The 11821-nt window shown below is 58.3% G+C and carries 12 protein-coding genes; 9 read left to right on the top strand and 3 right to left on the bottom strand.

Annotated elements, in window-relative coordinates:
• Window positions 1-27: 27 nt before the first annotated feature.
• A complete protein-coding gene (locus IDH44_RS04085) occupies window positions 28-1056 on the bottom strand; it encodes a M23 family metallopeptidase (RefSeq protein WP_190915035.1) in 1029 nt (342 codons plus the stop codon).
• A gap of 232 nt (window positions 1057-1288) precedes the next feature.
• Here IDH44_RS04085 and lipA point away from each other — a divergent pair, with 232 nt between their 5' ends.
• Together lipA and IDH44_RS26385 are read left to right on the top strand one after the other, a co-directional pair.
• On the top strand, window positions 1289-2185 hold the full coding sequence (gene lipA, locus IDH44_RS04080) for a lipoyl synthase (protein WP_190914962.1): 897 nt from the start codon (window positions 1289-1291) through the stop codon (window positions 2183-2185).
• Window positions 2186-2234: 49 nt separating this feature from the next.
• Window positions 2235-3320, top strand: a complete 1086-nt coding sequence (locus tag IDH44_RS26385; RefSeq protein WP_223869355.1) for a YutD-like domain-containing protein — start codon at window positions 2235-2237, stop codon at window positions 3318-3320.
• A gap of 133 nt (window positions 3321-3453) precedes the next feature.
• On the opposite strand, the gene IDH44_RS04070 is transcribed toward IDH44_RS26385, so the two are convergent.
• Window positions 3454-4251 (bottom strand): NAD kinase, encoded by a 798-nt coding sequence (locus tag IDH44_RS04070; RefSeq protein WP_190914960.1) that lies wholly within the window; start codon window positions 4249-4251, stop codon window positions 3454-3456.
• 76 nt (window positions 4252-4327) lie between these two features.
• Window positions 4328-5389 carry a sporulation integral membrane protein YlbJ gene (gene ylbJ, locus IDH44_RS04065; protein ID WP_190914958.1) on the bottom strand — a complete coding sequence of 354 codons (1062 nt, stop codon included), beginning with the start codon at window positions 5387-5389 and terminating at the stop codon, window positions 4328-4330.
• Window positions 5390-5935: 546 nt separating this feature from the next.
• Between ylbJ and IDH44_RS04060 the strand changes: the two genes are divergently transcribed.
• The 7 genes from IDH44_RS04060 to IDH44_RS04030 all read left to right on the top strand — a co-directional run bounded on the left by IDH44_RS04060 (window position 5936) and on the right by IDH44_RS04030 (window position 11818).
• Complete coding sequence (locus IDH44_RS04060; protein WP_190914956.1) at window positions 5936-6673, top strand: DeoR/GlpR family DNA-binding transcription regulator; 738 nt, start codon at window positions 5936-5938, stop codon at window positions 6671-6673.
• A gap of 209 nt (window positions 6674-6882) precedes the next feature.
• Window positions 6883-7941 (top strand): amidohydrolase family protein, encoded by a 1059-nt coding sequence (locus IDH44_RS04055; protein ID WP_223869354.1) that lies wholly within the window; start codon window positions 6883-6885, stop codon window positions 7939-7941.
• Window positions 7942-7972: 31 nt separating this feature from the next.
• Window positions 7973-8326 (top strand): Rieske (2Fe-2S) protein, encoded by a 354-nt coding sequence (locus tag IDH44_RS04050; RefSeq protein ID WP_190914952.1) that lies wholly within the window; start codon window positions 7973-7975, stop codon window positions 8324-8326.
• Between the two features lie 28 nt (window positions 8327-8354).
• Window positions 8355-9182: an ABC transporter ATP-binding protein gene (locus tag IDH44_RS04045; RefSeq protein ID WP_190914950.1), complete on the top strand. Its 828-nt coding sequence runs from the start codon at window positions 8355-8357 to the stop codon at window positions 9180-9182.
• On the top strand, window positions 9179-9943 hold the full coding sequence (locus IDH44_RS04040) for an ABC transporter permease (protein ID WP_190914948.1): 765 nt from the start codon (window positions 9179-9181) through the stop codon (window positions 9941-9943). Before IDH44_RS04045 ends, IDH44_RS04040 begins: the two co-directional genes overlap by 4 nt.
• A gap of 7 nt (window positions 9944-9950) precedes the next feature.
• On the top strand, window positions 9951-10724 hold the full coding sequence (locus IDH44_RS04035; protein WP_190914946.1) for an ABC transporter permease: 774 nt from the start codon (window positions 9951-9953) through the stop codon (window positions 10722-10724).
• Window positions 10725-10756: 32 nt separating this feature from the next.
• Complete coding sequence (locus IDH44_RS04030; RefSeq protein WP_190914944.1) at window positions 10757-11818, top strand: ABC transporter substrate-binding protein; 1062 nt, start codon at window positions 10757-10759, stop codon at window positions 11816-11818.
• Window positions 11819-11821: the final 3 nt, after the last annotated feature.

Below are 11821 nucleotides of genomic sequence, written 5' to 3'. Positions count from 1 at the left end.
CACTCACGGCGACCGTTCGGCGGCCGTTCAGCGGCTGCTTTTGCGCGCTCGGCGCTCGGCCTGCTCCCATTGATGCAGCATCGGATAGGGGTCGAAGGCCCACTCGGTCAAGCCGCGGTCGCGGTAGACGCCGTAATGCAGATGCGGCGGAAATTTGCCCTGCGTGCCGGGCTTGCCGTAGCCGGAGCTGCCGACCCAGCCGACGATCTGGCCGGGCTTCACGACCTCGCCGATCTCCAGCGTCTTGTCATACCCGGACAAGTGCGCGTAGTAATGATAGATATTATCCAGATCGCGAATGCCGATCCGCCAGCCGCCGTAGCGGTTCCAGCCCTTGATCTCGACGATGCCGTAGCAGGTGCTGCGCACCGGCAAGCCGTATGGCGCAAAAATATCGGTTCCCTCGTGAATCCGGTATCCGCCCCAGCTGCGCGCCGTCCCCCACGTGCTGCGATAGGAATAGTTGCTGCCTACCGGGACCGGGAAGGCATGCTCCGACAGCTCCAGCCTGTCATAGGTCGCATAGATGGCGGCGAATTGCCGGACGCGCTGTACCGCCCGCGTGTTGTGGTAGTACTCCCACAGGCCGATGGCAAAGTCCTGCTCCGACGTGCCGTGCTTCAGCAGGTGACGGGCGACGGTATAGAGCAGATCGGCGTCGCTCGCGCGATCCGCCAGCCCGTCGCCGTTGCCGTCCCTGCCGATGCCGCCGAATAGACGCAGCGAGGCCGTCTCCTTGTCCTCCGGATCGGGATTCAGCGGTCCGGCCCAGCGCTCCGGGGCGATGGCGATGGCGATGGCGCCCTGCGGCGCCGGCCTGGTTTTGGAATTGGCTCGCGTCAAGGTGCGCTCGTACTGATCAATCGCGGCCAGATAATGCCACGGGATGCCGGTCAGAGCGCTCATTTCCTCAAAAAGCCCGCGCCGCTGGCGCATCAAGGCTTGCGGGTCGGGGGCAGATTGCGCTGCAAGCGAGGTTCGGGGCGCATGAGTCGCTTGCGCCGCCTGCGCCCCTTGCAGAGGCGATTCGTATGCTGCGGCTGCATCCGGCAGCATCAGGAGCAGCAGCAATAAGGCCGCCGCGGCCCGCCTGATCGGTCGTCCGTTTTTCACGCGACCTCTCCCTCCTTATCAATGGACATGGTTGGACATGCATCACATTTTGTTCCCGTGTCGTTATCATTCGCAGATCATTGGAATTTATCCGATTCATGTTATAATGATACCAATGATGATGAGGCAGACGGGCACGAGGGTCTGTTTTATGAAGAAAGCAGGGATGCCTTCCATGGGAACGAAGCAAGCGTCGCAGCAGCCGAAACCGGACTGGCTTCGCATCAAGCTGACGACGGACGGCCATTATAAGGAAATCAAAGACATGATGCGCTCCAAGACGCTGCACACCGTGTGCGAAGAGGCGCGCTGTCCGAATATTTACGAATGCTGGGCCAATCGTACCGCTACTTTTATGATTCTCGGCGATATTTGCACCCGCGCCTGCCGCTTCTGCGCGGTGAACACGGGCATGCCGACGGAGCTCGATCTGCAGGAGCCGCAGCGCGTGGCCGAGGCGGCCGAGCAGATGGGGCTTAATCATTGTGTCGTGACGTCGGTGGCGCGCGACGATCTGCAGGATGGCGGGGCCATGATTTTTGCCGAGACGGTCAAGGCCATTCGCGCCAAGCTGCCGCTGTGCAGCGTCGAGGTGCTGATTCCCGACTTCATGGGCAATCGCGATGCGCTCCAGATCGTCATGGATGCCAAGCCGGATATTCTCAATCACAATATCGAGACCGTCGAGCGCCTCTCTGACCGGGTGAGGGCCAAGGCGAAGTATGCACGCTCGCTGGAGCTGCTGCGCCGGGCCAAGGAGATGCAGCCGCGCATTCCGACCAAGTCGAGCATGATGCTCGGCGTCGGCGAGACGCGCGAGGAGATCCTCGCGGCGATGGACGATCTGCGTGCAGTCGATTGCAATATTCTGACGCTGGGACAGTACCTGCAGCCGACACCGAATCATCTGGCGATCGAGCGCTATGTGCACCCCGACGAATTCGCGTCGCTCAAGGAAGAAGGGCTGCGACGCGGCTTCAGCCACGTCGAATCGGGCCCGCTCGTGCGCAGCTCGTATCACGCCCACGAGCAGACGAAGTCTGCCGCCCAGGCGCAAGCGGCGACGAACTAACGCAAGCGCGGCGAATGAACAGGGTGTGTTCCAAAAAGGAGTGGGTAGCTTGATTCAGATCGGCGGCAGAAGCTATGAGCTCGTGCACGAGCATCGCAACGGATGGAACGTCGAGGTGTTTCGCAGCCGCTACAGCGATATACTGGACAAGTACGACTATATCGTCGGGGACTGGGGTTACAGCCAGCTTCGGCTCAAAGGTTTTTTTCGTGAAAATCATCCGAAGGCGAATAAGGATACCATGTACACCAGTATGGCGGATTACATCAATGAATACTGTAACTTCGGCTGCGCTTATTTCGTCCTGCACAAACAGCTCGGCAAAAAAAGCGACGGCGAGCAGACTAACGATGCGCCGGTGCGGGAGGAAGGGGCGGTAGCCGGCGAGCTCTCGGAGCGCGGCGAGCAGTCGACCGGGGCAAGGGGCGTAGAACAGGCAGCGCGCGAAGCGGGTCCGGAACGTCAAGCGCATAGCGAACGCACCGGGCGCCTCGAGCATCGGGAGCGCGGCGACTCGCTGGATGGGGATGGCTCGGATCAGTCGGAACGTCACCAGCGTCCGGTCCGCTCCGACCGCCAGGGGCGCAGCGAACGTCCGGATCGATCCGGACGGCAAGAGCGTACTGAGCGCTCTGATCGCAATGGCCGGCAGGATCGCGCCGACCGCCCGGGACGCGGCGAGCGCAATGGCCGCTCCGAACGTGGAGAACGTGCCGAACGGCTCGATCGCCCCGAGCGTGAAGAGCGCTCCCATAGCCGGACACCGACGGACAATTCGCACCGCGATCCAGCCGGCAGAGGCGACTCGCCTGCATCCGGGACGGATCGTCAAGAGCGGGCGGACAAGCCGCAACTCCATCCGGAGCGTCAGGAACGCGCGGAGCGCCATCCGCGGGAGCGACAGGGACGTCCGGACAAGCCGTCGCGCAGCGAACGCGGAGCGCGTCCGGGAACGGATCGGGGATCGCGCCCGAGCGCGGACCATGGGGCGCGCCCGGACAGGGCTTCAGCACAAGCAAACAGACCGTCGGCGGACGGGCGGACAGATAAATCGCAAGTGGACAAGTCCAGAACGCATGCACGAGACGCGCGCGAGCCCGTGTCCGCGAATCGCGCGCAAGGAAAAGACGAGTAGTCAGGCGTAAGGCCACAACTTGCAAATTATGTCGAATCGAGATGCAGTAATTATGAGGCGAATGAGCCACCGCCTGCGCTTTCAAGTGCAGGCGGTGGCTTTTTTGATTGGGAAGGTAGAGCGGCATGAGCAGCTATTTCACATCGTAGCCGAGGAACGCCTCGCGCACGCGCGTCCAGAACGGGAATGAGCGGTAGCGGGCGAAGCACACGCGCAAATCCGATACGCTGCAGCGGATGGCGCGAATATCGTCGCGCTCGATGTTGACGTGATCGATCGTCAGCAGCAGCTTCTGCTCCTTGCGGGAGAGGATATCGCAATGGTGATGCTCCGGCAGCAGCACCGAGGAGCCGAGCGTTCGGTATACACGATTGTTGATCGACGCGATCTCGGCGATCTGCAGCGACGGGATCGAGGGGTGAATGATGGCGCCGCCCAAGCTTTTATTGTAGGCCGTGCTGCCGGTCGGCGTCGAAATGACGATGCCGTCGCCGCGGAACATCTCGAACATCTCGTCGTTGATGTTGATCTGGGCCACCAGCGTACCGTTCACGCCCTTGAGTGCGAATTCGTTGAGCGCCAGATAGGTCGATACGCCCTCCGCGGTGTCCAGGTCGATCTGTGCGAGCGGATAGCGGACGCGCTGCGGCTCGTGCTTGGTCATCAGCTCGGCGAGCTCCTCCAGCTCCTCGGCCTGCCAGTCGGCATAGAATCCGAGGTGTCCGGTATGCACGCCGACGAAGGCGACGTCGTGCATCCGGTTCATATAGAGATGGAAGGCCTGCAGCAAGGTGCCGTCTCCTCCGATCGAGACGACGATTTCGGGCGATTGATCGTCTTGCACCAAGCCTTTATTGCTGACTAGGGTATGGAATTGTTCGGCCAGCTTCTTGGAAAGCGGGTCTCCGCGGTCGATTACAGCATATTTCAAGCAGGCTAGCTCCTTCCGGGTCGTGGTTGACGTGAGTCTACGTAGATGATATCGAAAAAAGCCGCCGCTGACAATGTTAACCCGCCGGTCCCATCCACCACCAGAGCGTATATACGAGCAAGACCGCCAGCACGCAGTGCACCGTTCTGGCGAGCACGAACGGGCGATAGCGCAGTGGCGTGCGGCCCAGCAGGCTGGCGACCTGCGCATGCACCGACAAGCCGCCCCACGAGAGGACGGCCGCCGCCGCCGCCGCCTGATGCACGAGGCCGCCGCCTTCGGCCGCGGCCTTGGCGCCGAGCGTCACCTCGAAGAGGCCGTTCACGATCGCGCCGGACAGCTGCTCGGGCAGTTGCATGGCGCCGAGCAGCTCTTGCAGCAGCAGGACGAGCACGCGCAGGATGCCGGCATGGGTGAGGACCTCCATGAGTACGGAAAAAAACACCACAAGTCCGCCTACGACCATCATGAGCCGCAGCGCCGAGCCGATCGCGTCCTCGATCAGTCGTCCGAGCGTTCGTCCGTCGGCCAGACGCGCGGCGTGCATCGCATGGAGCGCTCGCCCGGCGCGCGTGCGGCCGGGAGGTTGCGCTTCGACCTTGGAAGCGGTCATTGGCGCCTTGCGGTCATGGAAGCGCATCAGCAGCCCAATGGCCATTGCGCTGCCATAGTGCGCGGCGGCGAGCAGCGGCGCCAGTGCCGCATTATGGAAGAAGCCGACTGACACTGCGCCGATCAAAAAAATCGGATCGGACGAGGTGGTAAAGGCGACGAGCCGTTCACCCTCGGCGCGGCCGATCAGCTTTTGCTCCCATAGCTGCGCGGTCAGCCTCGCACCAACCGGGTAGCCGGACACAAAGCCCATCGTCACGACGAAGCCGCCGATGCCGGGAATGCGAAAAAGCGGCCGCATCAGCGGGTCGAGCAGCGTGCCGAAAAAATGGACGATGCCAAAGCCCAGTAACAGCTCCGAAAGAACAAAAAAGGGGAACAAGGCCGGAAACAGCACCTCCCACCAGATTGAGACACCGCGCAGCGCCGCGTCGAGCACGGCGGTGGGAAATACTGCGAGCAGCAGCGAAAGCGCAAGCAGGGAGCTCGCAGCAAGCAGCAGCGGGTGAATGCGTTTATGCGCCATGGTCCATGCCTCCCGTTCAACCACTCTTATTTATTCAGATGTATGCGGCAGGCTGGACAATCATCCCACCGCACACGCTTTTTAAAAAAAGTTATTCAGAAAGCGCTTGCAGAAGGGACTGATTTTCGGTTCGGGGTATGATACACTATATCTATACTGAGATGGGCAACCATCAGGGAGTGATGAGGATGAGCTTTGTCAGTATTGTCGCCGGTTTTCTGGCCGTTCTGTTCGTCTATGTCATCCGTCAATCTTTGACTGCGCCTGGCGAAGAGGACTGGAGCAGCTACTGAGCTACGAGTTGCACGCGCGCCAAGACCCGAGGTACGGGATGTGGCGTTTTTCATAGCAGCGTTCAAAATACAAAGCGGCCCCGCTGCCATCAGGCGGTGAGGCCGTTTTTGTGCGTCTTTCTGTTCGGAACGCATCCTTTCTTGCATACCGACTTGCTATTTTTGATCATTATATGATCAAAAATAGTTATTTTGATCACAAAATATGGTACAATAGATAACATTCAAATCTAACGAAGGGAGAAGGAGGATATTGCTGAGAGAGCAAAAAATATTGACGCTGTTGCAGGAAAAATCTCCGCTCACGATTGAGGAGCTCGCAGAGCGGTTGCTTGTCTCAGAGCCGACTGTTCGACGGGATCTGTCCGCGATGGAGGAAAAGGGCTTGATTCTCCGTCCCAGAGGCGCTGCGTCGTTGCCGGGCCTGGGGTTTGAGCCGTTGTTTGACCAGCGGCAGAAGCACAATCGTGAAAACAAAAAAAAGATCGCACGATATGCCGCGAGCTTGATTTCGGAAGGCGAGGTCATTGCCCTTGATGCCGGTACAACCAACGCCGAGCTCGCCAAGGAACTGCTTAAAGTCTCGAATCTAACAATTTTCACCTATTCGCTCCAGATTGCTTTCATATTGTCCCGCAGCAAGCATAATGTGTACGTTATAGGTGGGCAATTGCGTAAATCGGAGCAATCTATGGTTGGTTCCATTGCCAAGGATACGATTCGACAGTTTAATTTCGACCGTTTTTTTATGGGGTTGGCCGGCTTTAACAAGGAGCAGGGCGTGACGGATATTATTTTGGAAGAAGTGGAAATTAAGCGATGGATAATCGAGCGTTCCCAAAAAACATATGCGCTGGCCGATCACTCCAAATACGAATCCTCGTCCCTGGTGAAAATTTGCGATTATGAAGCGATTACTGAATTGATTACCAACCCGATTCCGATTTCGGCGGAGGAATTGGGGATGAAAGGAAGACTTACGTTTGTGTAAAGAAAACTAACGTTTCAGTATAAAATAAACACTTCCCCTTTGATTTCCAATGGGAGAGTGTTTATTTTTTTGATCAATAATGATTGAAATGTGAATAAAAACAATAATTTTATGATCTATATTGACTTAAAGGGATTGGATGCTATAATCAAACGTAACCGGTTATTATTGTGTTAGATAAAATAACATATAGGTAGGGGGAATTGAATTTGGGCTCTTCAACTGAGGGTAAGCACACAACGTTTCCGCTCATCGATACGGATGTTCACGAGCGCTTCGCTTCAATCGAACAGTTGTTGCCCTATATGAAGGAGCCGTTCCGGAGCTATATGAGCAACTGGACAGGCTGGGGGGAATTGAAGTACACCCATCCGATCGGTGGTTCGCGGCTGGATGCGCTGTTGCCTAACGGCGCGGTGCCTGGATCGGACTACGATGTGCTGCGGGAGCAGCTCCTGGATCGCTACGACATGAAGTATGCGATGCTGACGGGGTTATTCTACCCGGCGACAATGGAGGCGCAGTTCGAGCTGGCTGCCGCGCTCGCAAGTGCGTACAATGACTGGATGATCGAGCACTGGCTCGAGCGTGACGAGCGCTTCCTCGGTTCGATCCATGTGGCGCCGCAGATGGTCGAGACGGCTGTGCGCGAGATTGAACGGCTCGCCGATCACCCGCGCATTGTACAGGTGCTGCTGCCGATTGGCACCGCGCCTTATGGCGATCCGCACTATCATCCGATCTTCGAGGCGGCCGAGCGGCATAATCTGGTCGTGGCGATGCATCAGGGCAATTCGGTTCAGAGTCCGTTCGGCACACCGCGATATTATATCGAATGGCATATTGTTCTCTCGCAAGCCTTCATGTCCATGGCTGTCAATCTGATTATGAATGGCGTCTTCGATAAGTATCCGCGCACACGAATCGCGATGCTGGAGGGGGGCTTCTCGTGGGTGCCTTCCTTGATGTGGCGTATGGATCAGAACTACAAGTCCTTGCGAATGGAAGTTCCATGGGTGAAGCGTATGCCCAGCGACTACATCAAGACACACTTTCGCTTCGCGACACAGCCGATCGAGGACCCGAGTCCTGCCGATATGCTCAAGATGGTTGAGCTGATGGGCAGCGACGAGTTGCTGCTATTTTCTACCGATTATCCGCACTGGGACTTTGATTCGCCGGAGCGCTCACTGCCTACTTCGTTCCCAGATTCGCTGAAACGCAAAATTTTCTACGAAAATGCCCGCGACTTCTATCAATTGACGTAAGGAATGCCCGATGACGAGGAGGCCGGATACCGTGAAGCATGTCGTATGCAAAGTGGAGGAAATGGAGCCGGGCAGCAAGCGCAGCATCCGCATCGGAAGCCGCGAGGTCGTGCTGGTCATGACCGGGAGCGGTGAATACTGCGCGATGCGCAACGTATGCCCGCATCAGGGGGCCAGGTTGTCAGATGGCGAATTGACCGGGACGACTCTGCCCTCCTGCGCAGGCGAATATACGTATGGCAAAGAAGGCGGCGTGTTGCGCTGTCCATGGCATCGTTGGGAATTTGACGTGTCGAACGGCCAGTCGCTGTTCCCCGATCCGAGATCACGCGTGAAATCATATGAAGTGACGGTGGAAGACGGACATATCGTATTGCACGACTAACCCAATCGTTCAAAGGAGAGATGATGCGATGACGGCCATGGCTTCACCTAGTCTGAGCGCTGCTTCCGAAGAGCAGGAAATCGCACTGGAATGCCGCAATGTCGGGAAGGACTATTTCCGTCACAACGGAGAACGGGTTCGGGTCGTAAGGGAAGTGGATCTCAAGCTGCGCAAGGGCGGCTTCCTGTGCGTGCTCGGGCCGAGTGGCTGCGGCAAAACGACACTGCTTAACATGGTCGCGGGATTTGAGCAAACAACCGAGGGTGACATTCTGGTTGGCGGCAAGCCAGTAAACGGACCGGGGCCCGAACGCGGCGTCGTCTTTCAAAGCGATACGGCATTGTTCCCATGGCTAACGGTGCGAGAGAACATTGAATACGGACTGCGCATCAAAGGGATTAGCAAGGCTGAGCGGCGTAAACGTGCCGACGAGTGGATCGAGCAGGTTGGGTTGACGCAACATACGTCCAAATTCCCCGGGGAGCTATCCGGCGGGATGAAGCAACGCGTGCAGATTGCTCGGGTATTGGCCAGCGACCCGGAGATCCTGCTCATGGACGAGCCGTTCGCCGCACTGGATGCCCAGACGCGTAACTACCTGCAACAGGAGCTGTCCGAGCTATGCCGCAAGAGTGGCAAGACGGTGCTGTTCATCACGCACGATATTCAAGAGGCGCTCATGCTGGCAGATCATATCATCGTCATGGCGCGCGCCCCCGAGAAGAACATCAAGGCCGAGCTTCACGTGCAAATGCCTTACCCGCGTCAGCGTATGAACGAGACATTCGCCAAGCTCTACAATCGTCTGATGGACGAGATTGACAATCCGTTCAAAGGCAGCGTCCGTTCGCTATGAAGACCCGAAAGGTTACGCGCTGGAAGCCGGCCGCGCTATTGGGGAGTCTTGCTTTTGCGGTGCTGTGGCAGCTCGCCGCCTGGATATCGGGTCCTGCCTTCTTGCCCGGGCCTGTAGCGGTTATCAAGCTGTTTTTTGTACAGCTCACGACACCGGGCTATCTTGGAACCGTGCTGGCCAGCTATCAACGCGTGCTGGTTGGTTGGGGGATCGGCAGTCTGGTCGGTATGGTCGGGGGAATCTTGATGGGGCGGTACGCGTCGCTGGGCCAATTTTTGTACTCGCCAATTCAGTTCTTCCGCGTCATTCCGGCTATTGCCATCGTTCCGATTCTGGTGATCTGGCTCGGGGTGGGCGAGACGATCAAGTACGTGATTATCGGCTATGGCGTCGCATTGGTCGTCGCCGTCAACATTGCCGATGCCGTGCAGCGTGTCGCACAGGTGAGGCTGCAAGCAGCGCGTTCGATGGGCGCTGGACCGATCCGCATCTTCTGGGGGGTGCTCGTGCCCTCGGTGATGCCCGAGGTGCTCAAGGGGGTGCGCGGCTCACTTGCATTCGCCTTCATGAGCATCGTGGGCATCGAGACGCTGGCAGCACAGGACGGGGTCGGCAAGATGATCTGGAATGCGCGTGTGCTGCATCAGACGGATGTGGCGATTCTGGGGATCGTCACGCTCGGACTGATGGGCGTGCTCGCAGATCTGTTGGTGCAAGCGTTGTTCCGTCTATTCGGGTATCGATTCATGATGAGGAGGTGAGTAGACGATGAGTCCCAGAAGGCCGATCGTTCGCGCCGGGATTGTGCTCGTGCCGTTCATCATTGCCATCATAGTCTGGTGGGTACTGGCGGCGATGAGGCTCGTGCCGGAGTTGTTCCTGCCATCGCCGCTTCGCGTGTGGGACAGTGCGATGCAGATGCTGCGCAGCGGATTGCTGCTTGAGAGCATTGGTGTCAGCCTGCTGCGGCTTGGCTCCGGCTGGGTGCTTGGGGTGCTGCTGGCCACTCTGGCCGGCTGGGCGCTCGGCATGGTGGATTGGCTGCGGCGCGGGGTGCAGCCACTGCTCTTCCCGCTGCGGTTCGTCGAGCCTGTGGCATGGCTGAGCCTGATCATTCTGTGGTTCGGAACCGGCGAGAGCTCGAAGCTGATTCTGCTGACCTATGCCTCTTTCTTTGGTTCGTTCCTCTACATTCTGACCGGGGTGGCGGGGATCGACGAGACGAAGCTCAGGGCGGCGCAAGCGCTGGGAGCGAGCCGTTGGCAGTTGTTCAGCACGGTCATCGTGCCGAGTACGGTGCCGAGCATTATCTCAGGTGCACGAATCGGCATGAGCTATAGCTTCCTTACGATTGTGACGGCAGAGATGATGGATGCCTCTTCGGGCGTCGGCTATATTATCAAGTATGGCAGTGTGTATATGCGGATGGATCAGATTTTTGTCGGCACCATTCTTGTTGGTCTGTTGGGCATCGGGATTGACTATGCGTTCAGGCAAGCCGCGAAGCGTTTGGGGCGTCGTTATTTCTTTGATCACATCTGATAATTATTCAAAGAGAGAGTGGGGAGAAAAATATGGGAGAGCAAAGCAAGCGTATGGGCAATTGGGCATGGATTGCAGGTGTGGTGCTGCTGGTCTTGTTGACGGCATGTGGAGGCAACAAGGATACGTCGAATGGCGGTAATGCGGGCGCCGGCAATAGCGAGGCAGCTAACGGGACAGAGGCAGGCCAGGCTGAAGAACAGACACCAAGCGCTTCGCTGCGCATCTCCCGGGAGTCGGGTCCGTCGTCGGGACTGCTGTTCATTGCAGATGCGAAGGGCTTCCTCGACGAGCAGGGGCTGGATTACGAGATCGTCTCGTTCGCGAACGGAGCTGAGGCGGTGGATGCTCTGCAGGCGAGACAGATTCAGGTGGCATTCGGAGCGGCGGACACGTTCCCGATTCGCGGGAACGACAGCGGCCTGCTCGCGCTCACTGCCGTCAGCCAGCAGCCGTCGGCCGTCAGCATCGTGGCGGCGTCGGATGTGAATGCACCGGAGGATCTCAAGGGGCGGGCGATTGGGGTTGTACCGAATACAGTCAGCCAGTTCGTGCTGGAGAATATGTACCTGGTCGACGGGGGACTGGGCACAGACGACTACACCGCCACGGCGACCGGTCCGGCCGAGATGATCGCGTTGATGGCGCGCGGCGATATCGATGCCTTCGCGCTGTGGGATCCGTTCCCGGCACAGGCAGTCGAGGCGCTCGGAGACAAGGTCAAGGTGATAGCGACCTCCGGAGAGCTCGGGATTCCCAATACGACCTTCCTGCTCGTGAATAAGTCCTCGATGGAAGATGAAGCGTACGTGAGGGCCTACCAGGAATTGCTGCGCGGGCTGCAGCAGGCCCAGGCATACCTTGAGGCGAATCCCGAAGAATCAGCGACGATTATCGGCGAGGCGACGCAGCTCACGCAGGAGGATGTGCTGGCTCGTTTCGAAGACATTCGCCTGGAGGTGTTCATGGACGAATCGGCAGTGGGAGAGATCGAGAACTATAACCAGATCCTGACCTCAACCGGCACGGTGGAGCAAGCGGCAGATCTGGAGGTAATGGTCGACCAGGAATTCCTGGGCACGGTAGATCAATAACGC

This window comes from Paenibacillus sabuli (genome assembly GCF_014705605.1).
Lineage (GTDB): Bacteria > Bacillota > Bacilli > Paenibacillales > Paenibacillaceae > Paenibacillus_D > Paenibacillus_D sabuli.
Note: the sequence above shows the minus strand (reverse complement) of the source record. Positions and strands in the feature narration are given on the sequence as shown.

What these genes read in the sequence shown, in the direction of transcription:
- IDH44_RS04085 (WP_190915035.1), bottom strand. Translation starts at nt 1,056, where the DNA reads ATGCTGCCGGATGCAGCCGCAGCATACGAATCGCCTCTGCAAGGGGCG.
- lipA (WP_190914962.1), top strand. Translation starts at nt 1,289, where the DNA reads ATGGGAACGAAGCAAGCGTCGCAGCAGCCGAAACCGGACTGGCTTCGC.
- ylbJ (WP_190914958.1), bottom strand. Translation starts at nt 5,389, where the DNA reads ATGGCGCATAAACGCATTCACCCGCTGCTGCTTGCTGCGAGCTCCCTG.
- IDH44_RS04045 (WP_190914950.1), top strand. Translation starts at nt 8,355, where the DNA reads ATGACGGCCATGGCTTCACCTAGTCTGAGCGCTGCTTCCGAAGAGCAG.
- IDH44_RS04040 (WP_190914948.1), top strand. Translation starts at nt 9,179, where the DNA reads ATGAAGACCCGAAAGGTTACGCGCTGGAAGCCGGCCGCGCTATTGGGG.
- IDH44_RS04035 (WP_190914946.1), top strand. Translation starts at nt 9,951, where the DNA reads ATGAGTCCCAGAAGGCCGATCGTTCGCGCCGGGATTGTGCTCGTGCCG.
- IDH44_RS04030 (WP_190914944.1), top strand. Translation starts at nt 10,757, where the DNA reads ATGGGAGAGCAAAGCAAGCGTATGGGCAATTGGGCATGGATTGCAGGT.